24 protein-coding genes and 2 pseudogenes are annotated in these 26316 nt (G+C 72.0%); 21 read left to right on the top strand and 5 right to left on the bottom strand.

Annotated features, from left to right (window positions below; all coding sequences use genetic code 11):
• Positions 1–5 precede the first annotated feature (5 nt).
• The 3 genes from QSK37_RS01570 to QSK37_RS01560 form a co-directional block, all read right to left on the bottom strand.
• Positions 6–323 (bottom strand): hypothetical protein, encoded by a 318-nt coding sequence (locus tag QSK37_RS01570; RefSeq protein WP_285566759.1) that lies wholly within the window; start codon positions 321–323, stop codon positions 6–8.
• A gap of 155 nt (positions 324–478) precedes the next feature.
• Positions 479–1525: a hypothetical protein gene (locus QSK37_RS01565; RefSeq protein WP_285616989.1), complete on the bottom strand. Its 1047-nt coding sequence runs from the start codon at positions 1523–1525 to the stop codon at positions 479–481.
• A gap of 152 nt (positions 1526–1677) precedes the next feature.
• Positions 1678–2199, bottom strand: a complete 522-nt coding sequence (locus tag QSK37_RS01560) for a CGNR zinc finger domain-containing protein (protein WP_285616987.1) — start codon at positions 2197–2199, stop codon at positions 1678–1680.
• An 86-nt stretch (positions 2200–2285) separates the two neighbouring features.
• Between QSK37_RS01560 and QSK37_RS01555 the strand changes: the two genes are divergently transcribed.
• Complete coding sequence (locus QSK37_RS01555; RefSeq protein WP_285616985.1) at positions 2286–3455, top strand: epoxide hydrolase family protein; 1170 nt, start codon at positions 2286–2288, stop codon at positions 3453–3455.
• Here the strand turns inward: QSK37_RS01555 and QSK37_RS01550 are convergent.
• Positions 3404–3868: a YbaK/EbsC family protein gene (locus QSK37_RS01550; RefSeq protein WP_285616983.1), complete on the bottom strand. Its 465-nt coding sequence runs from the start codon at positions 3866–3868 to the stop codon at positions 3404–3406. The genes QSK37_RS01555 and QSK37_RS01550 overlap by 52 nt on opposite strands.
• Positions 3869–4212: 344 nt before the next feature.
• Between QSK37_RS01550 and QSK37_RS01545 the strand changes: the two genes are divergently transcribed.
• Complete coding sequence (locus QSK37_RS01545) at positions 4213–4662, top strand: SAV_6107 family HEPN domain-containing protein (protein ID WP_285616981.1); 450 nt, start codon at positions 4213–4215, stop codon at positions 4660–4662.
• Positions 4663–6195: 1533 nt separating this feature from the next.
• Here QSK37_RS01545 and bldD read toward each other — a convergent pair.
• Complete coding sequence (gene bldD / locus QSK37_RS01540; protein ID WP_141961424.1) at positions 6196–6690, bottom strand: transcriptional regulator BldD; 495 nt, start codon at positions 6688–6690, stop codon at positions 6196–6198.
• A gap of 484 nt (positions 6691–7174) precedes the next feature.
• Here bldD and pyrR point away from each other — a divergent pair, with 484 nt between their 5' ends.
• From pyrR to QSK37_RS51615, 19 genes and pseudogenes are all read left to right on the top strand, one after another.
• Entirely contained in the window at positions 7175–7711 is a 537-nt protein-coding gene (gene pyrR / locus QSK37_RS01535; RefSeq protein ID WP_285566747.1) for a bifunctional pyr operon transcriptional regulator/uracil phosphoribosyltransferase PyrR, read from the top strand.
• On the top strand, positions 7708–8655 hold the full coding sequence (locus QSK37_RS01530; RefSeq protein WP_285566745.1) for an aspartate carbamoyltransferase catalytic subunit: 948 nt from the start codon (positions 7708–7710) through the stop codon (positions 8653–8655). The genes pyrR and QSK37_RS01530 overlap by 4 nt, the downstream gene beginning before the upstream one ends.
• Positions 8652–9935, top strand: a complete 1284-nt coding sequence (locus QSK37_RS01525; RefSeq protein ID WP_285566743.1) for a dihydroorotase — start codon at positions 8652–8654, stop codon at positions 9933–9935. The genes QSK37_RS01530 and QSK37_RS01525 overlap by 4 nt, the downstream gene beginning before the upstream one ends.
• Positions 9932–11032 carry a glutamine-hydrolyzing carbamoyl-phosphate synthase small subunit gene (carA, locus tag QSK37_RS01520; RefSeq protein ID WP_285616979.1) on the top strand — a complete coding sequence of 367 codons (1101 nt, stop codon included), beginning with the start codon at positions 9932–9934 and terminating at the stop codon, positions 11030–11032. The genes QSK37_RS01525 and carA overlap by 4 nt, the downstream gene beginning before the upstream one ends.
• Positions 11029–11226 carry a hypothetical protein gene (locus tag QSK37_RS01515; RefSeq protein WP_285566739.1) on the top strand — a complete coding sequence of 66 codons (198 nt, stop codon included), beginning with the start codon at positions 11029–11031 and terminating at the stop codon, positions 11224–11226. Before carA ends, QSK37_RS01515 begins: the two co-directional genes overlap by 4 nt.
• Positions 11226–14561, top strand: coding sequence for a carbamoyl-phosphate synthase large subunit (gene carB / locus QSK37_RS01510; protein ID WP_285566736.1), 3336 nt, complete (start codon positions 11226–11228; stop codon positions 14559–14561). The genes QSK37_RS01515 and carB overlap by 1 nt, the downstream gene beginning before the upstream one ends.
• Before the next feature lie 13 nt (positions 14562–14574).
• The gene (locus QSK37_RS01505) at positions 14575–15447 is read left to right on the top strand and encodes a dihydroorotate dehydrogenase electron transfer subunit (RefSeq protein WP_285566734.1); all 873 of its coding nucleotides are present in this window, start codon (positions 14575–14577) and stop codon (positions 15445–15447) included.
• 133 nt (positions 15448–15580) lie between these two features.
• Complete coding sequence (locus tag QSK37_RS01500) at positions 15581–16579, top strand: dihydroorotate dehydrogenase (protein WP_285616977.1); 999 nt, start codon at positions 15581–15583, stop codon at positions 16577–16579.
• Positions 16576–17277: an orotidine-5'-phosphate decarboxylase gene (pyrF, locus tag QSK37_RS01495; RefSeq protein ID WP_285616975.1), complete on the top strand. Its 702-nt coding sequence runs from the start codon at positions 16576–16578 to the stop codon at positions 17275–17277. The genes QSK37_RS01500 and pyrF overlap by 4 nt, the downstream gene beginning before the upstream one ends.
• Positions 17278–17320: 43 nt before the next feature.
• Positions 17321–17524: pseudogene (locus QSK37_RS01490) on the top strand (orotidine-5'-phosphate decarboxylase); the annotation flags it as partial.
• A 738-nt stretch (positions 17525–18262) separates the two neighbouring features.
• Positions 18263–18562 carry a hypothetical protein gene (locus QSK37_RS01485; RefSeq protein WP_285616973.1) on the top strand — a complete coding sequence of 100 codons (300 nt, stop codon included), beginning with the start codon at positions 18263–18265 and terminating at the stop codon, positions 18560–18562.
• 1040 nt (positions 18563–19602) lie between these two features.
• On the top strand, positions 19603–19929 hold the full coding sequence (gene mihF, locus QSK37_RS01480; protein ID WP_252782942.1) for an integration host factor, actinobacterial type: 327 nt from the start codon (positions 19603–19605) through the stop codon (positions 19927–19929).
• Between the two features lie 73 nt (positions 19930–20002).
• Positions 20003–20569 (top strand): guanylate kinase, encoded by a 567-nt coding sequence (gmk, locus tag QSK37_RS01475; RefSeq protein WP_285618855.1) that lies wholly within the window; start codon positions 20003–20005, stop codon positions 20567–20569.
• 11 nt (positions 20570–20580) lie between these two features.
• Positions 20581–20850 carry a DNA-directed RNA polymerase subunit omega gene (gene rpoZ / locus QSK37_RS01470; RefSeq protein WP_285566731.1) on the top strand — a complete coding sequence of 90 codons (270 nt, stop codon included), beginning with the start codon at positions 20581–20583 and terminating at the stop codon, positions 20848–20850.
• Positions 20851–20884: 34 nt separating this feature from the next.
• Positions 20885–22108 carry a bifunctional phosphopantothenoylcysteine decarboxylase/phosphopantothenate--cysteine ligase CoaBC gene (gene coaBC / locus QSK37_RS01465; RefSeq protein WP_285616972.1) on the top strand — a complete coding sequence of 408 codons (1224 nt, stop codon included), beginning with the start codon at positions 20885–20887 and terminating at the stop codon, positions 22106–22108.
• Positions 22109–22225: 117 nt separating this feature from the next.
• Positions 22226–23419 carry a methionine adenosyltransferase gene (gene metK / locus QSK37_RS01460; RefSeq protein WP_285616970.1) on the top strand — a complete coding sequence of 398 codons (1194 nt, stop codon included), beginning with the start codon at positions 22226–22228 and terminating at the stop codon, positions 23417–23419.
• A gap of 117 nt (positions 23420–23536) precedes the next feature.
• Complete coding sequence (locus QSK37_RS01455; protein ID WP_285616968.1) at positions 23537–24748, top strand: cytochrome P450 family protein; 1212 nt, start codon at positions 23537–23539, stop codon at positions 24746–24748.
• 66 nt (positions 24749–24814) lie between these two features.
• A complete protein-coding gene (locus QSK37_RS01450) occupies positions 24815–25174 on the top strand; it encodes an MmcQ/YjbR family DNA-binding protein (protein WP_285616967.1) in 360 nt (119 codons plus the stop codon).
• 674 nt (positions 25175–25848) lie between these two features.
• A pseudogene (locus QSK37_RS51615) lies at positions 25849–26232 on the top strand (primosomal protein N' family DNA-binding protein); the annotation flags it as partial.
• Positions 26233–26316: the final 84 nt, after the last annotated feature.

Below are 26316 nucleotides of genomic sequence, written 5' to 3'. Positions count from 1 at the left end.
GTGCCTCACTTGGGGATGTACGGCGGAACCTTCGACAGTGCGCCGTAAATGTCCCACAGAATCTGCGCCGCCGCCTTCTTCAACTGCCCGCGCCGGGCCTCCAGCTCACTCTGCCACGAGCGGGCGGCGGGCCCGACCCACGCGTCGCCGGCGGTGCGTACGGGCGGGTCGAGGGCGGTCTCCAGCGTCGAAGCGCTGTCGAACGCCCGCTGGTAGGCGTTGTAGAGCTCAGCGTACGCGGGGTTGGGCTGCTGAGTGCCGTCCGGCGGAGGCGGGTCGGAGGGCGAGCGCAACGTGGCCGGGGAGGGCGGATAAGTGGTCACGAGCCCTCCTGCGTCGGAAAAGCGACCAGAGGTCCGTGTTGTTTGGTTCGCTCGCTCCGCTCGTTCACGGGCCCTCCTGCGTCGGGAAAGCGACCAGGGGTCCGTGTTGTTTGGTTCGCTCGCTCCGCTCGTTCACGAGCCCTCCGATGGGAGCGTCATGCGGAGGTCTCCGGGGAGCGTGTCGCCTGGAAGGCGGCCAGGCGTGCGGCGTTGGCGCGTACGGCGGCGGGGTCGGCGTCGTGGGCGGTGGTCGCCTGGATGACCAGCCGGGCCAGCGCCTCCGACCGTGGCCCGTCCGCCAGCGCGCGGTGCAGGGTCTCCGGATGACGGGAGTACAGCTCGACCGCGGCGTGCGGATCGTCGGCCGCGGGCGTCAGCATCGCCTCGTGCGACGGAACCGGGGGCCCGTTCTCCGCGCCGGCGGCCTCCGACCCTCCGGTCTCCACGATCTCGGTCAGGCCCAGGTGGCCGAGCGCGACGCGGGTGCGGTGGGCGAGACCGGCCTGGGACAGCAGCGCGACGGCGTCGTCGCGTACGCCCCGGTGGAGCGCCTCGTCGAGCATCGCGCGCAGCCACTTCTCGTCCATCGTCAGGTGGTGGCTGGCCACGCCGAGCGAGGTGCGGACGTCCTTCAGGTGGTCCTTGCCCGCCGCTTCGATCAGCCGGGCGGTGCCGGCCGGGCCGAGCCGGCCGTACAGGCCGTGGGTGTAGTCGGGGTCGTCGGCGCTCGCGCGCAGGCGTTTCCAGACCTCGTCCGGCACCGGGCGGTGCGCCTCCCGCGCCTTGAGGAAGGCCGCCGCGTCGGCCGTCCCGGCCCTGGTCGCGGCGCGTACGTCGGGGAAGGCGCCGAGGTCGTGCCCGGCCCCGGCGGACGTCGTACGGCGGCGCGCGCCGGCGCCGAGCCGGCCCGCGCTGACCTTGGGCATCGTGGGCCCGCCCTGATTCAGGTGGGTGAGGGCGTAGTTGCGGCGTCGCGTGAGCATGCCCTGCTGGCCGCCGGTCCAGGCGTGCACGGCCTGCGCCTCGCGCAGCCCGGTGCGAGGGACGCCGGGCGGCAGGGTGGCGTTGGTGCGCAACCAGGTGGAGATGGCCTGCGAGGCGCCGTTCATCTGCTGGATGAGCCGTGCCATCGCGTCGACGTCCACGCCGACGAAGTCCCTGTCACGCGCGGCGGCGGCGCGCAGATCCTCGTGTCCAGCCATAGGGGCCGCTCCGGAGAGTGCGCTCTAGCCTCAGGAGACCGTTGTACCACCGTCGGTCCCGCCTGTCTGTAGGCCGCGAGGGGCGGCCGTTTACGGCCCTTCCGCATGTCAGAAGGGGTCTGCCGCTAATGGCCGCCGGGGGGTGGCGGCGGTCAGGCGCGGCGCCGGCGGTAGGCGCGCATGCGGGCGTTGGCGCCGCAGCCCGCGACGTCGCACCAGCGGCCCGAGCGGTTGCGGGTGTGGTCGTAGAACGCGTAGTGACAGTCGTCGGCGGCGCACGCCTTCATCCGGGGCCACGTGCCGTCGGTCATCGCCCTGAGGACACCCGCCAGGACGGCGCCGAGCACCAGGTCGCCCGGGTCCGCCTCGCGCTCGCCGGCCGGCCACCGTACGCCGTCGGCGGTGATCAGCGGCCGCACGCCGCAACGTACGATCTCCGCGTTGACCAGGTCGAACGCGTCGGGATCGGCGGGGCCGGCGTTGTTGGCGAGCAGCAGCGAGCGGAGCGCCTCCCGCAACCGCACGGCGCGCGGGTACGTCTCCGCCGCCACCTCGCCCGGCAGCCCGTACTCCGCGCGCCAGCGGTCGAGTCCGGCGGCGTCGGCCTCGTGCCGCGTCCGCAGGAACGCCTCCACCGATGCGAGCGGCCCGGGAGCCGACGGTCGCGATGACATGCGCCGATGTTACATCCGTACGACTTTGACACGTAACGAGTTACGTGCGTACCGTCTTTGCTCGTAACTCAGACCGGGAGGTTCCTGTGATCGAGCCGTTCCACATCGCCGTCGCGGACGAGGTCCTGGAGGATCTGGCCGCCCGTCTCGAACGGACGCGCCCGCCGTCGCCGCAGGTCCTCGACGGAGGAGAGAGCCCCGAGACCGTCGAGCGCATCGAGGACCTCGTCGCGTACTGGCGCTCGGGGTACGACTGGCGGGCGCAGGAGGCCCGGCTGAACGCGGTGCCGCACTTCCGCGCCGCCGTCGGCGACGCGCGCATCCACTTCGTGCACGTGCCCGGCTCGGGACCGGACCCGCTGCCGTTGCTGCTCACCAACGGCTGGCCCAGCTCGTTCGTGGAGTACCTCGGGGTGCTCGACCGGCTGACCGACCCCGCGGCGTACGGCGGCGATCCCGCCGACGCGTTCTCGGTCGTGGTGCCCGCGCTGCCGGGGTACGGGTTCTCGGATCCCTATCCGGGGCGGCTCGACCGGGCCGTGATCGCCGGGCTGTTCGACCGGCTCATGGTCGACGGCCTGGGGTACGCGAGCTACGTCGCGCACGGCGACGACATCGGCGGCGGCGTGGTGAACCGCCTGGGCATGTACCACGCCGCGACCGTACGGGCCATCCAGACCACCAACTGGATCCGGCCGGCGGACCCGACTCCGCGCACGCCGGAGGAGGAGGCGTACGTGGAGGCCGGGCGCCGCTGGGAGCGGACCCGGGGCGCGTACGCGCACGTCCAGGCGACCCGGCCGCAGATCCTGGCGTACGGGCTGAACGACTCGCCCTCGGGCCTGGCGGCCTGGGTGCTGGAGAAGTGGTTGACGTGGAGCGACCCGGCGACGCGCGGCCGCCTCGCCGACGACGACCTGCTCACCAACGTGATGACGTACTGGGTGACGGGTTCGATCGGATCCTCGTCACGCCTGTACGCGGTCGACGCCGTTCCGCCGCCCGAGGCGGTCTCGGTGCCCTCGTCCGTGCTGCTGACGCGCGAGCCGGAGCTCCCGATCCCGCCGGAGCCCTGGCTGCGGCGCGCGTACCCGCGGCTGGCCCGCCTGGCCACGGCGGACGAGGGCGGCCACTTCCTGGCTCTGGAGTCACCGGAGCAGTTCGTACGGCACGTCCGCGAGGCGTTCCGGCCGTACCGCTCGGCCTACTCCACCTCGACGGGCGTGCCGCCGGTGATCCGTACGAGCTCGTCGTAGGAGGTCGGGAAGATCGTGTGCGGGTGGCCGGCCGCCGCCCAGACGACCTCGTGCTCGGCCAGCCACTTGTCGACGAGCGTGCGGACCGGGCGAGGGTGACCGACCGGCGCGACCCCGCCGATCGGATGGCCGGTGGCCGCGCGTACGAACTCGGGGTCGGCGCGCTTGACCTTCGCGACGCCGATCAGGGCGGCGACCTTGGCCGTGTCGACGCGGTGGGCGCCGCTGGTGAGGACGAGCAGGGGTTCGCCGTCGGCGGCGAAGATCAGGCTGTTCGCGATCGCGCCGACCTCGCAGCCGAGCTGCGCGGCGGCGGCCACGGCGGTCGGCGCGGCGTCCGGGAGCTCGCGCACCTCGCCGGTGGCGCCGAGTTCCCGCAGGCGAGCGGCGACGTTCGCGGTGTTGGGATGCATGGTCAGCACTTTAGAGCCTGGTTTTGTCGGTCCGCGTTCGTATCGTCGTCAGTGTCGTCGACGGACGGGTGCCGGGCGCACTGACAGCAGTCATGTTCGACCGCCCTGACCTGCGGCGACACGGCGTCATTCGAACATGTTGACGAATGGCGGCGACGCGGGTTTACTGGAGTCATCTCGAACCTGTGTTCGAGTATTCGGTGCGGATTCTCGCGGGTCCGCGCCGGAGGGGTTCGGCTCGCCGGGCAGCGCATGCCAGAGCGAGACGCGGCGGCCGGGCGGGACGAGGGGAAGCGTTTCGCCCGCGCCGTCCGCGAACCCCGACGAGCGGAAGGAGGCACGCCATGTCCGCAAGGTCCACGGCCGTCCCTCTGCGCCCCGTCCCAAGGCGCAGGCCGGCACCGCCGGCGATCACACTGTTGCAGACGGCCAGGCACGGCCTGGTCGAGGCGGCCGAGTCCGCCGTACCCGCCTCACGTTACGTCGCGGCCCACCTGGCCGCGCTGCGCGCCGCGGCCGCGGTGCTCGCGGCCCGGGGCGACCCGACGGACAAGCGCCGCGGCCGCCCCCGGAGCGTGTGGGTCCTGCTCCCGGAGGTCGAACCGGCCCTGCGGGAGTGGGCCGCCTTCTTCGCCGCGGGCGCGGGCAAACGAGCCGCGGCCGAGGCGGGCCTCCCCAGCGCCGTGACCGTACACGAGGCCAACGACCTGCTCCACGACGCGGAGATCTTCGTCGCGCTGGTCGAGACGACGCTGGGCATCGACAGCCAGCCGATGCTCCCGGTGGCCGGCTGACCCCGCCGGCCACCCCGGCCACGGCAGGCCGGGCCGCGAGGCCCGGCCGAGCCGATTGCGCGTGAGCGGTGGTGACGGCCGACCCTCGCGGTCGGTCGGGCCGCGGTTCGCGCTCAGGCCCGGCCTGGGCGGTCGGCTGGGTGCGGGGCGTGTTCGGGTGCGAGTGCCGCCGAGCCGCTTGCGCGTCAGCGGTGGTGACGGCCGACCCTCGCGGTCGGTCGGACCGCGGTTCGCGCTCAGGCCGGCCTGGGCGGTCGGCTGGAGTGTGGCGCGCGCCCGAGCTGGCCTGGCTGCTCGGCCCCACCCTTTCGTCCAGGTTCGACGGGAGGCTTTCTCCTGCTCGGTCGTGGCTTCATCGACGGTTCGTCGTTCGGCCGCGGCCGGGACCGGACCTTCCCCTTCGATTCCTACCTACCTCCGGTCCGTACCTACCACCGGGCCGTCCTTCGAGCCATGTGGGGCGCGCGCGGGGCTCTGGTCCGTGACCGGTCTTTCCTTCTGTTCGCTTTGAGTAGTCCATGAAGCGTCGTCATCCCCGCCGGGCGCGCCGGTCGGGATGGCGGTGGCCCCCGGGGCGCACGTGGTGACATTGCGGGATGTCCGGTGCGTCCCGGGCGGGCCGGCCTTCACCGGAGCGGCCGGTCTGGCCGCGGGTCCCGCCGAGATCTCTCCCCCCAATCGGCGGGACCCGCAGGCCGTTACGACCGGAGCTACGAGCACCCGTTACACCGCCGAGCCGTACGGCGACGTCGCGGCTGTGTGGGGAGAGGCGGGCTCCTGAGCCTCACCGATCGGCTCCGTGCGGGTGCCCCAGCGTGACCACCGGTCAGGGCGGCGGAGGCGGGGCGGCGCAAGAGACGGGCCGCATTCCCAGGGAACGACCGTGAGACGTCGCCGCACGAGGTGATGTCGCGATGGGGGCGTTAGGGGACCGACGTCGCAGTAGGGGCACGACGGGGCGATGGCGCTGAGGGCGACATGTCGCTAAGGGATATGCGGCAATGCGAGGCGACGCAGTCATACAGGGCTGTGTGGCGTTGCGGGGCGCTACAGGGGATGTGCCGCCAGCGGGCGTGCCGCCAGGGGGCGACGTGGCGTTGCGAGGCGACGTGGTCTGCCGTGCGGGCCGACATGGTCTGCCGTGCGGGGCGAGGTGGCGCTGCGAGGCGATTTGGTCTGCCGTGCGGGCGCGACGTGGCGTTGCGAGGCGACGTGGTCTGCCGCCACGTGGGGCGAGGTGGCGTTGCGAAGGGACGTGGTCTTCCGCGCGATGCGATGTGGTCTTCCGCGCGGGCCGACGTGGTCCGCCGTGCGGGGCGACGTGGCGTAGAAGGCGATTGCCGTGCCCGGGAGATGTGGCGGTTGCGGGAGGTCGCCCTCCGGCGCGATGCGGTCTTCCGGGGCGATGCGGCCGTGCGAGTTCGGGCGGCCTGGCCGCGCGGGGGCTGGGCAGGGGGCTGGGCAGCGTCGTATGGCCCTCCGACGCGGTGCGGTGATCGGGTGGGATCACCGCACCACTTCGGGGGGTACGGCTCAGAACGCTTCTACGGCGCGGCGTGCCTCAGGGTCGAGGACACCCCAGCCGATGAGTTCCTCAGTCAGTTCGGTCGGTGACTTGTCATAGATCACCGCCAGGGATCGCAGATCCTCCTGCCGGATGGACAGGACCTTTCCGTTGTAGTCGCCCCGCTGGCTTTGGATCGTCGCGGCGTAACGGGCGAGTGGACCGGCCTTGTCCTTCGGAAGCTGCTGGAGTCGCTCCAGGTCGATCACAAGTTTCGGGGTCGGGCCGAGCGGGCTCGGCGCGGCTCCGCCGGGGAGCAACTCAGAGACGGGCACGCCATAGAACTCGGCGAGCTCGGACAGCTTCTGAACGGTGACGGCGCGGTCGCCCCGCTCGTACGAACCTACGACGACGGCCTTCCAGCGGCCACGTGATTTCTCCTCCACACCGTGCAGGGACAGGCCCTGCTGGGTGCGGATGGCGCGAAGCCTCGCGCCGAGAGCCTTTGCGTATTCAGACGGCATCGTTGCGGCCCCCAGGCTCACTTTCTCGTCGTCGACGTGACCCGGGAGGGGACCAAGGGGCGTACTGCCCCTGCCTCCACGAGAACGCGTGCGTCACAGGGGGCGCACTGTCAACCGGCCGGGGCCGGCTGCCCGAGGGGTCCATCTCCTGGGATGGTTACGGACAGTGACGGTAAAACGGGTACGCCTCCAGGTCAAGCCGATTGGAAAAAAGCGGTCGAATCCGTCATCACGCGTCTCGCGCGAACGTCGGCCGACGAAGCGGCGAAAACCCTTACGGCTCAAGGCTTTCCGTGACTGTCGAGGCCGACACCGTACCGTCTCTGCCTGGGCAAACGCCACGCCACCGGGTGACGTCGCCTCGGCAACGGGCTGCTACCGTGAAAACGCCGATCCTTTAAGGCCCGTCCAGTGAGGCGGGAAAGGAGGTTAGACGGTGAGTGCTGCCTCTGTGCCCCCGCACAGGTCCTCTCCCAATGGTGACATGAGTCACAAATCTGTACTCGAAGCGCCGGACATTCGTCGCGCTCTCACGCGTATCGCCCACGAGATCCTCGAACGCACCAAAGGCGGCGAGGACATCGTTCTCCTCGGAATCCCGACACGAGGGGTGACCCTGGCCGAGCGCCTCGCCCGGCGCATCGAGGAGGTCGAAGGGCGCCCGGTTCCGCAGGGCTCCCTCGACGTGACGATGTACCGCGACGATCTCCGCCTGCGGCCGGCGCGCGCCCTCGGGCGTACCGAACTGCCGCCCGAAGGCGTCGACGACCGCGTCGTGGTGCTCATCGACGACGTCCTGTACTCCGGCCGCACCGTGCGTGCGGCCCTCGACGCCCTGAACGACCTCGGCCGCCCGCGAGCGGTCCAGCTCGCCACGCTGGTCGACCGCGGCCACCGCGAGCTCCCCATCCGCGCCGACTACGTCGGGAAGAACCTCCCGACGAGCGCGAAGGAGACCGTGCGGGTGCTGGTCGAGGAGGTGGACGGCCGCGACGCCGTCCTGCTGGAGGCCGGCAAGTGAAACAGCATCTGATCTCCGCCGCCGACCTGACGAAGGACGACGCCCTGCTGATCCTCGACACCGCCGAGGAACTCGCGAGCGTCGCCGATCGGCCCATCAAGAAACTGCCCACGCTCCGCGGCCGTACGGTCGTCAACCTCTTCTTCGAGGACTCGACGAGGACCCGGATCTCCTTCGAGGCGGCCGCCAAGCGCCTGTCCGCGGATGTGATCAACTTCTCCGCCAAGGGGTCGAGCGTGTCCAAGGGCGAGAGCCTGAAGGACACCGCGCTGACGCTCGAGGCGATGGGCGCGGACGGCGTCGTGATCCGGCACAGCGCCTCGGGAGCGCCGCACCGCCTCGCCACGTGGGTCCGCGGCAGCGTGGTCAACGCCGGCGACGGCACGCACGAGCACCCGACCCAGGCCCTGCTCGACGCGTACACGATGAGGCGCCGGCTCGGCGACCTCGAGGGCCGCCGGATCACGATCGTCGGCGACATCCTCCATAGCCGCGTCGCGCGCTCCAACGTCCTGCTGCTGAACACGCTCGGCGCCGAGGTCACCCTGGTCGCGCCGCCCACGCTGTTCCCGGTCGCGGTCGGCACATGGCCGTGCGAGATCGCCTACGACTTCGACGCGGTCCTGCCCAAGAGCGACGTCGTCATGATGCTGCGGGTCCAGCAGGAGCGGATGAACGCCGCCTACTTCCCGACCGTGCGGGAGTACAGCAGGAGGTACGGGCTGGACGCCCGGCGCATGGACGCCCTGCCGGACCACGCCCTGGTCATGCACCCCGGCCCGATGAACCGCGGCGTCGAGATCGCCGCCGAGGTGGCCGACTCCACGCGCTCGACCATCGTCGAGCAGGTCGCCAACGGCGTGACCGTGCGCATGGCCGTCCTCTACCTCCTCCTGGGCGGCTCCGAGCCCGCGATCGGCAACTCCAGAACGGAAGGCGAATGACGTACCTGATCAAGGGCGCCCGCATTCTCGGCGGCGAGGCGCGGGACATCCGCATGGAAGACGGCGTCATCACCGAGATCGGCACGGGCCTGGCCCCCAAGGACGCCGAGACGATCGACGCGGACGGCCTCATCGCCCTGCCCGGCCTCGTCGACCTGCACACCCATCTGCGTGAGCCCGGCCGCGAGGACGCCGAGACGGTCGAGTCCGGCACGCGGGCCGCGGCGGCGGGCGGGTTCACCGCCGTGCACGCCATGGCCAACACCGAGCCCGTCGCCGACACGGCCGGCGTGGTCGAGCAGGTCTGGCGCCTCGGCCGCGAGGCCGGCCACTGCGACGTCCACCCGGTCGGCGCGGTCACCCGCGGCATCGAGGGCCGCCAGCTCGCCGAGCTCGGCGCCATGGCCGACTCCGCGGCGCACGTACGGGTCTTCTCCGACGACGGCCACTGCGTCGACGACGCGGTCCTGATGCGCCGCGCGCTGGAGTACGTCAAGGCCTTCGACGGCGTCGTCGCCCAGCACGCGCAGGAGCCGCGCCTGACCGAGCACGCGCAGATGAACGAGGGGGAGGTCTCCGGGCGTCTCGGCCTGGCCGGCTGGCCGGCCGTGGCCGAGGAGGCGATCATCTCCCGCGACTGCCTGCTCGCCGCCCACGTCGGCTCCCGCCTGCACGTCTGCCACGTCTCCACGGCCGGCTCGGTGGAGATCATCCGGTGGGCGAAGAGCAAGGGCTGGCAGGTCACCGCCGAGGTGACGCCGCACCACCTGTTCCTCACCGACGAGCTCGCCGAGACCTACGACCCGATCTACAAGGTCAACCCGCCGCTCCGTACGAAGGCCGACGTCGAGGCGCTGCGCGAGGCGCTGGCCGACGGCACGATCGACTGCGTCGCGACCGACCACGCGCCGCACCCGGTCGAGGCCAAGGAGACCGAGTGGTCGCCCGCCGCGATGGGCATGATCGGGCTCGAGACGGCCCTGTCCGTCGCGCAGGCGGCCATGGTCGACACGGGGCTGCTCGACTGGGCTGGCCTGGCCGACCGCATGTCCGTACGCCCGGCGCGCATCGGCCGCCTCGCCGGGCAGGGGCACCTGCCCGTCCCGGGAGCGCCGGCCAACCTCACCCTGTACGACCCCGGCGTGCGCAGGGTGGTAGACCCGGCGGCCTCGGTGTCCAAGAGCCGCAACACTCCGTTCGCCGGGCTCGAACTGCCCGGCCGCGTCCACGCGACGTTCCTGCGCGGGCGTCCTACCGTTCTGGAGGGGAAGACCGTATGAAGCAGGCGCTGCTCGTTCTGGAGGACGGGCGCACCTTTCGCGGCACCGCGTACGGGGCCGAGGGCGAGGCGTTCGGCGAGGTGGTCTTCAACACCGGCATGACCGGCTACCAGGAGACCCTCACCGACCCCTCCTACGCCCAGCAGATCGTCGCCATGACGGCCCCGCACATCGGCAACACCGGCGTCAACGACGAGGACCCCGAGTCGGGTCGCGTCCAGGTCGCCGGGTACGTCGTCCGCGAGCCCTCGCGCATCACGTCGAGCTGGCGGGCGCGGCGGTCCCTGGAGGACGAGCTGCGCGCGTACGGCGTGGTCGGCATCGCCGTGCAGGGCACCCGGGCGCTCACGCGTCACCTGCGCGACCGCGGCGCCATGCGGGCCGGCATCAGCACCGAGGAGACCGATCCGGACGCGCTGCTGAAGCGGGTCCTGGCCAGCCCCGACATGATCGGCGCGGACCTGGCCCGCGTCGTCTCCACCCCCGAGCCCTACGTCGTACGGCCCGACGGCGAGGTGCGCCACCGGGTCGCCGCCGTGGACCTGGGGATCAAGACGATGACCCCGCGCCGCATGGCCGAACGCGGCTGCGAGGTGCACGTGCTGCCCGCGACGGCGACCGCCGAGGAGATCCTCGCGCTGGAGCCGGACGGGATCTTCTACAGCAACGGGCCCGGCGACCCGGCCGCGTGCGGCTACGCCGTCGACTCGATGCGGGGCGTGCTGGAGGAGGGCCGGCCGGTCTTCGGCATCTGCCTGGGCAACCAGATGCTCGGCCGCGCCCTCGGCCTGGACACCTACAAGCTGAGGTTCGGTCACCGCGGGGTCAACCAGCCGGTGCAGGACCGCGCCACCGGCCGGGTCCACATCACCAGCCACAACCACGGGTTCGCCGTCGAGGCGCCCCTCGACGGGCCGTTCGACACCGAGTTCGGCCGCGCCGAGGTCACCCACGTCGACCTGAACGACGGCGTGGTCGAGGGCCTGCGGCTGCTCGACCGTCCCGCGTTCAGCGTCCAGTACCACCCCGAGGCCGCCCCCGGCCCGCACGACGCCACCGGCCTTTTCGAGACCTTCTGCGAGCTGATGAGCAAATGAGCGACGTTTCCAGCCACGAGGCCGACCACGCGTCCGACGCGGGGTCGCACGGCCACGTCCCGGTCGATCCCAACGACGCGGTGCTGCGCGCGAAGGCGCCCAGCCCGCGTGCGCTCCTCGCCGCCGCCGTCGCGGCACTGCTGACCGTGGCCGTTCTGGCCGCCGCCGCGATCGCGTCCGCACAGGGGGTCTGATGCCGCGCCGCACCGACATCAAGTCCGTCCTCGTCATCGGCTCCGGCCCGATCGTGATCGGCCAGGCCGCCGAGTTCGACTACTCCGGCACCCAGGCGTGCCGGGTCCTCAAGGCCGAGGGCCTTCGCGTCGCCCTGGTCAACAGCAACCCCGCGACGATCATGACCGACCCGGAGATCGCCGACGCGACGTACGTCGAGCCGATCACGCCCGCGACGGTCGAGCAGGTCATCGCCAAGGAGCGCCCCGACGCGCTGCTGCCCACGCTGGGCGGCCAGACCGCGCTCAACACCGCGATCGCGCTGCACGAGTCCGGCGCCCTGGACAAGTACGGCGTCGAGCTGATCGGCGCGAACGTCGACGCCATCCAGGCGGGGGAGAACCGCGAGCGGTTCAAGCAGATCGTCGCCGACATCGGCGCCGAGTCCGCGCGCAGCGTGATCTGCCACAGCATGGACGACTGCCTCGCCGCCGCCGAGACGCTCGGCTACCCGATGGTGGTGCGGCCCTCGTTCACGATGGGCGGCGCCGGATCCGGCATGGCCTACGACGAGGCGGACCTGCACCGCATCGCCGGCGCGGGCCTGGCCGCCAGCCCGACCACCGAGGTGCTCCTGGAGGAGTCCATCCTCGGCTGGAAGGAGTACGAGCTGGAGCTGATGCGCGACAAGCACGACAACGTCGTGGTCGTGTGCTCCATCGAGAACGTCGACCCGATGGGCGTGCACACCGGCGACTCGATCACCGTCGCGCCGGCCATGACGCTCACCGACCGCGAATACCAGCACATGCGCGACGTCGGCATCGCGGTGATCCGCGCCGTCGGCGTCGACACCGGCGGCTGCAACATCCAGTTCGCCATCGACCCGCGCACCGGCCGCATGATCGTCATCGAGATGAACCCGCGCGTCTCGCGGTCCAGCGCGCTCGCCTCCAAGGCCACGGGCTTCCCGATCGCCAAGATCGCCGCCCGGCTCGCGGTGGGGTACACCCTCGACGAGATCCGCAACGACATCACCCGCGAGACCCCGGCGAGCTTCGAGCCCAGCCTGGACTACGTCGTGGTGAAGGCTCCGCGGTTCGCGTTCGAGAAGTTCCCCGGCGCCGACGAGACCCTGACGACCCACATGAAGTCCGTGGGGGAGGCCATGGCGATCGGCCGGTCCTTCTCCGAGGCACTGCAGAAGGCCCTGCGGTCCCTCGAACGGTCCGGGGCGTCGTTCTCCTGGGCCCCGGGACCGGAGGCGCTGCCCGCGGACGAGCGCGCCGCGTTGAAGGACGACCTGCTCAAGCGCGCCTCCCGGCCCCACGACGGCCGGCTGCGCGCGGCCCAGCAGGCGATGCGGGCCGGCGCGACGATCGAGGAGGTGCACGAGGCGACCGCGATCGACCCGTGGTTCCTCGACCAGATCGCCGCGCTGGACGAGATCGCCGCGACGCTCACCGGCGAGCAGCTCGACCCCGAGGCGCTGCGGGAGGCGAAGCGGCACGGGTTCTCCGACGCGCAGATCGCCGAGATCCGCGGCGTGTCCGCCGAGCTGATCCGCGGGCTGCGGCACGCCCTCGGCGTCCGGCCGGTCTACCTGACCGTCGACACCTGCGCCGCGGAGTTCGCCGCCGAGACGCCGTACCTGTACTCCACCTACGACGAGGAGACCGAGGTCCCGCCGGGCGAGAAGCCCAAGGTGATCATCCTCGGCAGCGGGCCGAACCGCATCGGCCAGGGCATCGAGTTCGACTACAGCTGCGTGCACGCGTCCTTTACGCTCGCCGAGGCGGGCTACGAGACCGTCATGGTCAACTGCAACCCCGAGACCGTCTCGACCGACTACGACACCTCCGACCGGCTCTACTTCGAGCCGCTAACCCTGGAGGACGTCCTGGAGGTCGTGCACGCCGAGCAGGAGACCGGCGAGGTCGCCGGGGTGATCGTGCAGCTCGGCGGGCAGACGCCCCTCGGCCTCGCGCAGAGCCTCAAGGACGCCGGTGTGCCCGTGGTCGGCACCTCGCCCGAGAGCATCCACCTCGCCGAGGAGCGCGGCGCGTTCGGCCGCGTCCTCGAACGCGCCGGGCTGCCCGCGCCCAAGCACGGCACCGCCACGACGTACGAGGAGGCCGTGGAGATCGCCGGCGAGATCGGCTACCCGGTCCTCGTCCGGCCCTCCTACGTCCTCGGCGGGCGCGGCATGGAGATCGTCTACGACGCCGACACCCTGAAGTCCTACATCGAGCGGGCCTCGGGCGGCGGCGGCCAGTGGAGCCCCGAGCACCCCGTGCTGGTGGACCGGTTCCTCGACGACGCGATCGAGATCGACGTCGACGCGCTCTACGACGGCACCGAGCTGTACCTCGGCGGCGTCATGGAGCACATCGAGGAGGCCGGCATCCACTCCGGCGACTCCGCCTGCGCGCTGCCGCCGATCACGCTCGGGCACGAGGACATCTCCCGCATCCGGTCCTCCACCGAGGCCCTCGCCCGGGAGATCGGCGTCCGCGGCCTGATCAACGTGCAGTACGCCCTCGCCGCCGGCGTCCTGTACGTCCTGGAGGCCAACCCCCGCGCCTCCCGTACGGTGCCGTTCGTCTCCAAGGCGACCGCGGTGCCGCTCGCCAAGGCCGCCGCGCGCGTCATGCTGGGCACGCCGATCGCCCGGCTGCGCGCCGAGGGGCTGCTGCCCGCGACCGGCGACGGAGGCGACCTGCCCCTCGACGCCCCCATCGCGGTCAAGGAGGCGGTGCTGCCCTTCGACCGGTTCCGCACCCCCGAGGGGCGCGGCGTCGATACGATCCTCGGCCCGGAGATGCGTTCGACGGGAGAGGTCATGGGCATCGACGCCGACTTCGGCACGGCGTACGCCAAGTCGCAGGCGGCGGCGTACGGCTCGCTGCCGACCAAGGGACGCGCCTTCGTCTCCGTGGCCAACCGGGACAAACGAGCCATGATCTTCCCGGTCAAACGCCTCGCTGACCTAGGTTTTGAGATTCTCGCAACCGAGGGCACCGCCGAAGTCCTGCGGCGCAACGGCGTCCATGCCAAGATCGTTCGCAAGCACAGTGCCGGAACCGGGCCCGACGGCGAGCCGACGATCGTGCGGCGCATTCTCGACGGAGAGGTCGACCTCATCGTCAACACCCCGTTCGGCAGTCCGGGGCAGTCCGGCCCGCGGCTCGACGGATACGAGATCCGCACCGCGGCGGTGCTTCGCGGCGTTCCGTGCCTCACCACGGTGCAGGCGCTCAGCGCCGCGGTCCAGGGCATCGAGGCGATCACCGCCGGCAACGTCGGCGTGCGGTCGCTGCAAGAACACGCGGAGCATCTCAGGGGGAGCCGTTGAGCGGAGGAGGCGAGTGACGGACTCGTCGCCGGTGCAGGTGCCGGGAACCGTGCTCACCATGCGGCGGATCGGGGCGTACCAGACGATGACCCTCGTCGCCCCCGGTGTCGCGGAGCGTTTCCGGCCCGGCCAGTTCGTCGCCCTCGCGGTCGGCGGTGAACAGTCCAGCATGCTGCTGCGACGCTGTTTCGCCGTCCGCGAGGTCAAACCGGACTACGGCGGCACCGTCGAGATCGTCTTCTCGGTACGCGGCAAGGGCACGCAGTGGCTCGCCGGGCTGCGCCCGCGCGACATCGTGGATGTCGCCGGGCCGCTCGGCCGGCCCTTCCCGCTGCCGCGCTACCCGGTGACCTGCGTGCTGCTGGGCGTCGCGCACGCCAGCGCGGCGCTGTTCCCGCTCGCCGCCGTGCTGCGCCAGCGCGACTGCCCGCTGCACTTCCTCCTCGGCGGGGCCGGCACCGAGGAGGTGCACGGCGCGCGCGGCGCCCGCCGCGCCGGCGACTCGGTCGCGGTGGCCACGGAGGACGGTTCGCTGGGTTCGGCGGGCCGGGTCGAGGACCTCCTCGCCAGCGCCATCGAGGGCGCCCAGGCGGAGGTCGTGTACGCCTGCGCGCCGCTGGAGACGCTGCGGTCGGTCAGCCGCACCTGCGCGGGATACGGCATCCCGGCCCAGGTCGCGGTGGAGGAGCCGATGGCGTGCGGCACCGGGGTGTGCATGGCCTGCGTGCTCCCGGTGATCGGCGACGACGGCGCCACCCACATGGTCCGTACCTGCGTCGAGGGCCCGGTGTTCCGCGGCGAACGCGTGCGCTGGGACGACGTCGGCACCATCCCGTTCGACGCGCTGGGCGCCCCGCGCGCCCTGCGCCTGGGAGAACGCCCATGAGTGAGCGGAGCGAGCGAGTCGAACAACACGCGCGCATGGTCTCTCCTCCGACGGAGGAGGGTTCCATGAGTGAGCGGAGCGAGCGAGTCAAAGAACACGCGCGCATGGTCTCTCCTCCGACGAAGGAGGGTTCATGAGCGTTGATCTGCGGACCCGGCTCGGTCCGGTCTCGCTGCCGAACCCGATCATGACCGCGTCCGGCTGTGGCGGCACCGGGCGCGAACTGGGCCGCTTCTTCCACGTCGCCAAGCTCGGCGCGATCGTCACGCCGTCGATCACTCCCGAACCGCGCGCCGGGCGCCCCGCGCCCCGGCTCGCCGAGACGCCGAGCGGCGTGCTCAACTCCACCGGCCTGCAGGGACCGGGGATCGACGTCTTCCTGGACCGCGACCTGCCGTGGCTCGACGAGCAGGGCGCCCGCACGATCGTCTCGATCGCCGGAAACAGCGTCGAGGAGTACGCCGAGGTAGCCAAGCGCCTCAACAGCGCGCCCGGCGTCACCGCGGTCGAGATCAACACCTCCTGCCCGAACGTCGAAGACCGCGGCCTGATGTTCGCCGCCCACCCGACGGCCGCCGCCGAGGTCGTCCGCGCCGTACGCACCAACACACGCCGGGGCGTGCCCGTCTTCGCCAAGCTGTCGGCGGACGTGACCGACGTGGTCGGCGTCGCGATGGCCTGCGCGGACGCCGGCGCCGACGGCCTGTCGATGATCAACACGCTGCACGGCATGGCCGTGGACACCTGGAGCTTCCGGCCACGTCTGGCCGGTGTCACCGGAGGGCTGTCCGGCCCGGCGATCCGGCCCGTCGCGGTCCGCTGCGTCTACCAGGTGCACGCGGCGCTGCCCGAGGTCCCGATCATCGGCATGGGCGGCGTGCGCACGGGAACCGACGCGCTGGAACTCATCCTGGCGGGCGCGTCGGCGGTCGCGGTCGGCACGGCGAACCTCCACGATCCGTCCGCGTGCACACGGATCCTCCGCGAACTGGACACCGCGCTGCGGGAGCGCGGCATCACCGGACTGGCCGACGCGGTCGGACTGGCCCACAAACCGGCGGGCACACTGATCCGGCGCATCGACCCCAACGTCGGTGTCGGTGAGCCGACGGAACAGGAGAGTCTGCAGTGAACCTCGCCCCCATCGCCGTCGCCCTGGACGCGCCGGACCTCGAGACGGCCGCCCGCTGGGCGACACTGGTGACACCTCACGTCAGCACGGTCAAGGTCGGGCTGGAGCTGTACCTCCGGTACGGGCCGGACGTGGTGGCCAGCGTCCGCGGCGCCACCGGTGTCCAGGTCTTCCTCGACCTGAAGCTGCACGACATCCCCGCCACGGTGGCCGGGGCGGCGCGTGCGGTGTCCCGCCTCAAGCCGGCGTACCTCACCGTCCACGCGGTCGGCGGCGCCTCGATGATCCGCGCCGCCGCCGAGGCCGCGCCGAACACCAAGATCGCCGCTGTGACGGTTCTCACGTCCCTGGCGGAGGACGACCTGACGAGCATCGGCCTGTCGGGCCCGGCGCTGGACGCCGTACGCCGGCTGTCCGCCCTCGCGGTCGGGGCGGGCGCCCAGGCGCTCGTGTGCTCCCCGATGGAGGCCGCCGCGGTACGCGCGGAGGTGGGCCCGGACGTGACTTTGATCACCCCGGGCGTCCGCCCACGCGGCGCCGCGACCCAGGACCAGGCCCGCGTGGCGACACCGGAGGAGGCCCTGGCGTCGGGTGCGGACCTGTTGGTGATCGGCCGCCCCATCACCGCCGCCCCGGACCCGGGCGCCGCGGCCGCGGACATCGCCGCCGCCCTGCGCCGCACGAGCGGCAGCGTCTGAACCTTTCCCCAGCCATGGGATGGCCGCCGCACTCTGGCGGGTGGCGTTCGGACTGGTGGTGTCGTCGCGGTGCTGGGCCGTCGGCCCTGCGAAGGCGCGCCCGGAGGTGACGGGGTTCCGCGGCGCCGCGACCCAGGACCAGGCCCGCGTGGCGATACCCGAGGAGGCCCTGGCGTCGGGTGCGGACCTGCTGGTGATCGGCCGCCCCATCACCGTAGCCCTACGCCGTACGAGCGGCGGTGTCTGACCTTCTCCCGCCGCTGTGGGATGGCCGCCGCGCTCTGGGGCGGTGCGGGTGGTGGCGTTCGGGCTTCCGTCGTGGTGCTGGGCCGACGGCCCGGCGGAGGTGACTGGGCGCCGCGCCCCAGGAGCAGGCCCGCGTGGCGACACCGGGGGCGATCGGTCGCCTCAGCACCGCTGCCTTTGATCCGGACGCCGTGACCCCGTGTGGCCTCGCCGGAGGAGGCTCGCGGACCGGCTCGTGAGTGGTCGCTCTGGACCGGGGGCCGGGGCTCGCGCATCGCTCTGCGCCGTACGGGCGGTGGCTTCTGAGCTTTTTGATCGCCGTGTGTCTCTCGTGGGATGCCGTTTCTGGCGCGTGCGGGTGGCGGCGTCCGGGGTTCGTCGCGGGGTGGGTGTGCTGGTCGTGGGTTGCCGGCCCTGCAGAGGCGGGCCCCAGATCACTTTGATCGCCCGGGCGTCGCCGCGAGCGAGGACGCCGTTAGAGGGCAGCGTCTGAGCCTCCGTCTCGTCGCCGCGGCGGTGTGGGGTCGTGGCGGGGCGGTTGCCGCCAGGGCGTGCGGGTGGTGGCGTTCGAGGATTCGTCGCGGTGGTGGTCGTGGGACGGTCGCCGACCCCTGCGGAGGTGGGCCCGAGGTGACTTTGATCACCCGGGAGCCCGCGCGACGCCGCGACTCGGACCAGGCCACGGTGACGCCGGAGGATCCTGGCTTCAGGCCCGGACCTGCTGGTGATCCGCCGCCCCATGCTGGAAGCCCTGGCTTCAGGCGTGGACCTGCTGGTGATCGGCCGTCCCGCGCCGGAGGCCCCGGCTTCAGGCGTAAACCTGCTGGTGATCGGCCGCCCCATGCTGGAGGCCCTGGCCGCGGGTGTGGGCCTGCTGGTGATCGGCCGCCTCATCGCCGCCGCCTCGGACTCGGGCGCCGCGGCCTCGTGTGGCCTCGCCGGAGGCGGCTCGCGCGTCGGACGCGGACCTGCCGGTGATCGGTCGCTCCGCACCGGGCGCCGGGGGCTCGCGCATCGCCGTGCGAGCGGTGACGTCTGAGCCCCTCCTCGCCGCGCATCGGTGTGGTCACGCCTCTGGGGCGCGGGCGGGGTGGCCGGGTGACCTCCGTCACTGGAGATGACCGGTGCCGTCCGAAACGTCGCCTCGAATGACGCCGCCTGGGTGTCGGGCGTCACACCTCACCTCCCGCTGCGATGCCCCGCCGGGCCCTCACCAAGCGTCGGCCGTGCGGGTCGAGACCCTCCATCGCCCGCCCGGCGGGCGAAGGCCCCACGGGTTCCGAGCCGCCGACGGCCGCGGCGCCTCGCTGACAGGTCGTCTGACCGCCGTGGACGGTGGCACCTGATGAACTCCGTGGGGTAGCGGGGGTTCGCGAGGCTGGGACGCTCTCAGGCACGAAAACGCGGCCCTCGTCGGCCGCGAGGGACCAGCGGAAACGGCGATCGGCCTGCTGGAACGTGCCAATTCCGCCTTAAACCCTCAGAAGGGTCGAGTGTCTCCGTACGGCGGCAGCGAGCGACGGCCGTGCGGCCGGGTTCTCCGCCGCGGACGGCGCGGCCACCGAGAGTTGCCGGCGGGTGACACAAACCGTCAACCCGTTATGACAGGGACCGCGCCGGGCGTGTCGTGAGCGCGGCGTCGCCGGGCCGGTCGCCGGCCGCCGCGCCGCGGGGATGTCGCGAGGCCCCGTCGCGTGTCGCCCCGAGCCTACGAGCCGCCCCGCGAGGGCCCTCAGGGGACCCCGAAGGGCAGCTTGTGGGGGTTTGGGAGTTAGATGGCGGAGGGTGACCGTCCCGAAGGAGGTGTTCGGCGGCGAAACGTGTCCCGCAGAGTGTCATCCGCCGCCGTTTCGTCTTGACTGAGCCGTTTGCCCCTCGCAAGAAACGCCAGGCCGTCGTACGGTTCGGGGTGAAGCAACCCCCCCGATTGGGTACTCTGCGTGTTCAGGACAGCTCATAGAGTGACATCTGCAATTTAATGACGGGCTAAACGGGCTTTCACGTTGCTTTATGGGCCCTGAACTCGCTAGGTTCCCAAGCCGTCCGACTCAATCGAGTGGAAACACGAGGTGACCCGGCGTGGCGCTTCCGCCCCTAACCCCTGAACAGCGCGCCGCAGCCCTGGAGAAGGCTGCCAAGGCCCGCAAAGAGCGTGCCGAGGTCAAAGACCGCCTGAAGCACGGGGGAACCTCCCTTGCCGAGGTTCTGAAAGATGGTCAGGCCGACGACGTAATCGGAAAGATGAAGGTGTCGGCTCTCCTGGAATCACTGCCTGGCGTCGGAAAGGTCCGCGCTAAGCAGATCATGGAGCGGCTCGGTATCGCCGAGTCCCGCCGCGTGCGGGGTCTTGGCGCCAACCAGCGCGCCGCTCTGGAGCGTGAGTTCGGCGGCGGTGGAAATCGCTGATCGACTTGCGCCGGACGGGCGCGGCGGCTCGGCCGCCGCGGCCAGTTCCGCCGCGTCCGCGGCGGGCGGCTCCATCTCGTCCAGGCGCCTGACGGTCCTTTCCGGGCCGTCCGGCGTCGGCAAGAGCACGGTCGTCGCCGAGATCCGGCGGGCCCACCCCGAGGTGTGGCTGTCGGTCTCGGTGACCACCCGTGCGCCCCGTCCCGGTGAAATCCACGGCGTGCATTACTTCTTCGCCGACGACGTCGAGTTCGATCGGCTCGTCGACGAAGGCGAACTGCTCGAGTGGGCCGAGTTCGCGGGGAATCGTTACGGTACGCCGCGGCGTGCGGTGCTGGAGCACCTCGCCGCCGGCGTGCCGGCACTGCTCGAGATCGACCTGCAGGGCGCCCGCCAGGTGCGCGCGTCCATGCCGGACGCACGGCTCGTCTTCCTGGCACCCCCGTCCTGGGAGGAGCTCGTGCGCCGTCTCGTCGGCCGTGGCACCGAGGCGCCCGAGGTGATCGAACGCCGGCTGGCCGCCGCCCGCGAGGAGCTCGCCGCCGAGAAGGAGTTCGATCTCACCCTGGTGAACACTTCGGTCAAGGACGTCTGCGCTGAGCTGATATCCTTGCTGGCTGTCCACCCATCTGACGACTGAGAGGCGCGGGAGTGGCTTCTAACGCCCCCGGCGGTGCCGACGGCATCACCAATCCGCCCATCGACGACCTGCTGAAGATCGTTGACAGCAAATACAGCCTTGTGATCATGGGTGCCAAGCGCGCCCGTCAGATCAACGCCTACTACGCGCAGCTCGGCGAGGGCCTGCTCGAGTACGTCGGTCCCCTCGTGGAGACCCAGGTGCAGGAAAAGCCGCTGTCCATCGCGCTGCGCGAGGTCCGCGAGGGCCTGCTCAACTCCGAGGCCATCGAAGGCCCGTAAGTGATCGCGACCGGCCACACCGCGGGACGTGGCGATGACGACCGCGGGTGAGGGGCCGCGCGTTCTGCTCGGCGTCGGCGGCGGCATCGCCGCGTACAAGGTCTGTGAACTGCTGCGGAGGCTGACCGAGTCGGGTCACCGGGTCCGGGTGATCCCGACGCGTGACGCGCTGCGCTTCGTCGGCGAGCCCACATGGGCCGCGCTGTCCGGCGAACCGGTCACCACCGAGGTCTGGTCCGGCGTCGAAGAGGTTCCGCACGTACGGCTCGGGCAGGGCGCCGACCTGGTATTCGTCGCGCCCGCCACGGCGAACCTCCTGGCCAAGGCGGCGCACGGCATCGCCGACGACCTGCTGACCAACACGCTCCTCACGGCGCGGTGTCCGGTCGTGTTCGCTCCCGCGATGCACACGGAGATGTGGGAGCACCCCGCCACGCAGGCCAACGTCGAGACGCTCCGCCGGCGGGGGAGCATCGTGATCGAGCCCGCGGTCGGCCGGCTCACCGGCGCCGACTCCGGCAGGGGACGCCTGCCCGACCCGGACGCGCTCTTCGACGCCGCGCGCGGGGTGCTGGCCCGCGGCGGGACGGCGGCCGCGCGCGACCTCGCCGGCCGCCACGTCGTGGTCTCCGCGGGCGGCACCCGCGAGCCCATCGACCCCGTCCGGTTCATCGGCAACCGCTCCTCGGGCATGCAGGGGTACGCCCTGGCCCGTACGGCGCTGGCCCGCGGCGCGCGGGTCACCCTGGTCGCCGCCAACGTCACCCTGCCCGACCCGGCCGGCGCCGAGATCGTGCGCACCGGGTCGACGCGGGAGATGCGCGACGCCGTCCTGAAGGCCGCGGCCGACGCCGACGCGGTGGTCATGGCGGCGGCAGTGGCCGACTTCCGCCCGGCCGACTACGAGGACGTGAAGATAAAGAAGACGCCCGGTGCCGAGCCGGCGCCGATCCACCTCGTGGAGAACCCCGACATCCTGGCCGAACTCGTACGCGAGTCGCGCGACGTCGCCGGTCGGGTGATCGTCGGGTTCGCCGCCGAGACCCACGACGTCCTGGAGAACGGACGGCGGAAACTCGCCCGCAAGGGCTGTGACCTGCTGGTGGTCAACCAGGTGGGGGAGCACCTGGCGTTCGGCCGTCCGGACAACGCCGCGGTCATCCTCTCCGCCGACGGTGCGGCCGTCGACGTGCCGCGTGGATCGAAGGAGACTTTGTCCGACGTGGTTTGGGATCTGGTCGCCGCACGCATGACCTGAAGAGGCCGACACGGCCCCACCCGCGTTTTAATACGTTCTCGGTAGACTTCGCCACCGACAAACGCAAGTCCATCTCTGCTTACGTCAGTCAGCAGCCGCTGCAAGGAGTACACGCACGTGTCCCGTCGCCTGTTCACCTCAGAATCCGTGACCGAGGGTCACCCGGACAAGATCGCGGACCAGATCAGCGATGCGATCCTCGACGCGATGCTGAAGGACGATGCCAAGAGTCGCGTCGCCGTCGAGACCATGATCACTACCGGCCAGGTTCACGTCGCGGGTGAGGTCACCACCGAGACGTACGTGGACATCCCCGGTGTCATCCGGGAGAAGATCCTGGACATCGGGTACGACTCCTCCAGCAAGGGCTTTGACGGGCGTTCGTGCGGCGTGTCCGTGTCGATCGGCGCCCAGTCGCCCGACATCGCCCAGGGCGTCGACGACGCGTACGAGACCCGCGAGGGCGAGGGCACCGACGACCTCGACCGTCAGGGCGCCGGCGACCAGGGCCTGATGTTCGGCTACGCCTGCCGGGAGACCCCCGAGCTGATGCCGCTGCCGATCACGCTCGCCCACCGGCTCGCCGCCCGGCTGTCCGCGGTCCGCAACAACGGTGTGGTGCCATACCTGCGTCCGGATGGTAAGACTCAGGTCACCATCGAGTACGACGGCGACCGCCCGGTCCGCCTCGACACCGTCGTCGTCTCCTCCCAGCACGCCCCGGACATCAGCCTGAGCGACCTGCTGACGCCGGACATCAAGGAGCACGTGGTCGACCCGGTCGTCGCCGAGCTCGACCTGGAGACCGAGGGCTACCGCCTGCTGGTCAACCCGACCGGGCGCTTCGAGATCGGCGGCCCGATGGGCGACGCCGGCCTCACCGGCCGCAAGATCATCATCGACACCTACGGCGGCATGGCCCGCCACGGCGGCGGCGCCTTCTCCGGCAAGGACCCGTCCAAGGTCGACCGCTCCGCCGCGTACGCCATGCGCTGGGTGGCCAAGAACGTCGTCGCCGCGGGCCTGGCGGACCGCTGCGAGGCCCAGGTCGCGTACGCCATCGGCAAGGCGCACCCGGTCGGCCTGTTCGTCGAGACCTTCGGCACCGAGAAGCTCCCGGTCGAGAAGATCCAGGAGGCCGTGCTCGCGGTCTTCGACCTGCGCCCGGCCGCGATCATCCGCGACCTCGACCTGCTCCGCCCGATCTACTCCCAGACGGCGGCGTACGGCCACTTCGGCCGCGAGGAGCCGGACTTCGCGTGGGAGACCACGCACCGCGCCGACGCGCTGCGCGAGGCCGCCGGCCTCTGAGCCTCCGGTCATGAGGGCGGTCCCGGCATGTGCCGGGGCCGCCCTTTCGCGTGCTTGGACGCGTGTCCGGGCGGGCACAGTCGGTAGTGGCGGTGGGGCGGGAGGAGGAGGTGCCCGGTGGGTGAGCCGGAGGTCTTCCCGTACGACGACCCGGCGTTCGTCGCGGACCCGTTCCCCTTCTACAAGAGGCTGCGCCGCGAGGGCCCCGTACGCCGCGTGGCGACCGTACGCGGCATCGAGGCGTGGCTTGTCACCCGGTACGAGGACGGGCTGGCCGCGCTGTCGGACCCGCGCTTCAGCAGCGACCTGCGGGACGCGACCGACGGCCGCCTGCTGGACCTGCTGCCCTCGGCCGAGCGCGAGTCGTTCCTGCGGAGCATGATCAGGGTGGGGCCGCCCGACCACACCCGCCTGCGCCGTCTCGTCTCCAAGGCGTTCACCGCCCGCCGCGTCGCGGCGCTGCGCCCGCGCGTCCAGGAGATCACCGACGGCCTGATCGACGCCGTCGCGCCCGCCGGCCGCGCCGACCTGGTCGCCGACATCGCGCTGCCCCTGCCGGTCACCGTCATCTGCGAACTGCTCGGCGTGCCCGTCACCGACCGCGCGCGCTTCCAGGAGTGGACCGACGACATTCTCGGCCAGGAGCAGCACTACGACCGCGACGTCGTGGACCGGGCGTGGCGCCGGATGTGGGGGTACCTCGAAAGCCTGATCGCGGACAAGCGCGGACACTCCGGCGACGACCTGCTCAGCGCGCTGATCACCGCGCGCGACGACGAGGGGAGCCTGGAGGAGGACGAGCTGGTCGCGATGGCCTTCCTCCTGCTCGTCGCCGGGTACATCACCACGGTCAACCTCATCGCCGGCGGCACCGCGACCCTGCTGGCCCATCCGCAGCAGCTCAAGCTCGTCCGCGACGACCCGGGCCTGCTGCCCGGCGCGGTGGAGGAGCTCCTGCGCTACGACGGGCCGGTCAACCCCGGGGTGATCCGGTTCCCGACGGAGGACGTGGAGATCGGCGGCGTGCGGATCCCGCGAGGCGACACCGTCATGATCGCCACGGCCATCGCGGACCGCGACCCGGAGCACTTCGCCGACCCGGACCGGCTCGACGTCACCCGTACGGAGAACACGCACCTGGCGTTCGGGCACGGCGCCCACTACTGCCTCGGCGCGCCTCTCGCCCGCCTGGAGGGCGAGATCGCCATCGGCGCGATCCTGCGGCGGCTGCCCGACCTGACCCTGGCCGTGCCGTTCGACGAACTGCGCTGGCACGTCGCGAGCCTGCGCGGCCCGAAGGCCGTACCGGTCACGTTCACCCCGGCCTGAGCGTCGCCGCGGTCTGTCGGTGCCCGGTGCCATGCTGAGGGCCGCCGCTAAGGAGGAGGCCGCCCCATGGTCACGATCGACGACATCCGCCGCCTGACGTCCACCCTGCCGCGCTCGGAGGAACACCTCATCCGCGACCGGGTGAAGTTCCGCGTCGGCAAGATCGTCTACGCGGCCCTCTCCCGGGACGAGACCACGATGGGCTGTGGCTTCCCCAAGGAGGAGCGGGAGGCGATGATCGCCGCCGAGCCGGAGAAGTTCCTGATGCCCCGGGTGTCGGACCAGCGCTTCAACTGGATCGAGGTCCGCCTGGACGCCATCTCGGTGGAGGAGATGCACGAACTCGTCCTGGACGCCTGGCGCGGCGTGGTCCCCAAACGCGTGGCTGCCGAGCACGCCTCGAAGACGGTCCGCGAAGACGCCTGACGACCGCCCGGGGAGGCGCCCGGATCCTTCGGCGCTACGGGCGCGGCCCACGGTCGTTTCCGTGTCGCGGGCCGTGATCGCCGGGTCGAGGCGGGCGGCCTGCCGGTCCGGGTCCGCGGCGGCGGGGCGTGGCCGTGATCGAGTCGGTAGCCGCCCGGGAGGGCCGTCCCGCTGGGGTGTCCCTGTGCTCCGGTACGCACGGGGACGGCGTGCGCGGGCAGTGGTCGCCGCCGGGTGTGCCTGTTCGTGCTCCGGCGCGTACGAGGACGGCGTGTTCGGGGCGTGGCCGCCGCCGGGGTGGCCGTCTCGGTCGGAGCGGGTGCGGTTCGTGCTCCCTGTGTACGGGGGTTGGCGTGTTCGGGTGGTGGTGGTCGCCGGGGTGGGCGTCTCGGTCGGATGGAGTGTTCGTGCTCCCTGTGTACGGGGGTTGGCGTGTTCGGGTGGTGGTCGCCGCTGGGATGGCCGCCCGGTCGGGGCGGGGTTCCTGTTCGTGCTCCCCGCGTACGGGTTGGCGTTCGGGTCGTGGTCGCCGCCCCGATGGCCGCCCGGTCGGGGCGGGTGGCGCGCCGGTTCGGCTCCGGCGCGTACGTTCGTGGGGCGGCGGGGCGTGGCCGTGGTCGCGCGTTCGCGGTGGGGAGGTCTGGTAGGACGGAGAGGTGACCGACGGCGTGGAGATGGGCGTGCTTCCCGGGATGGGCGACCTCCCGGAGCCGGCGGCACCCGCGCCGGCCGGCGGCGCGCGGGACCGCGGCCCCGGCCGGGGTAAGCGCACGACCAAGAAGAACACCCGCACGCCCGCCGAGGCGCTCCCGGTCGCGCGGGTGGCGGTGGACATGCCGCTCCCGCACCTCGACCGCCCCTTCGACTATCTGGTCCCCTCGGCGCTGGACGAGGCGGCCGTCCCCGGATGCCGGGTCCGGGTCCGGTTCGCGGGCCAGCTCATGGACGGCTTCCTGCTCGAACGCGTGGACAAGAGCGACCACGAGGGCCGGCTCGCGTACCTGGAGCGCGTCACCTCCCCGGAGCCGGTCCTGGCCCCGGAGATCGCCGCGCTCGCCCGAGAGATCGCCGACCGCTACGCGGGCACCCTCGCGGACGTCCTGCGCCTGGCCATCCCGCCCCGCCACGCCCGCGTCGAGAAC

Origin of the sequence: Actinoallomurus iriomotensis, from assembly GCF_030269445.1 — a bacterium.
Classification (GTDB): domain Bacteria; phylum Actinomycetota; class Actinomycetes; order Streptosporangiales; family Streptosporangiaceae; genus Actinoallomurus; species Actinoallomurus iriomotensis.
Note: the sequence above shows the minus strand (reverse complement) of the source record. Positions and strands in the feature narration are given on the sequence as shown.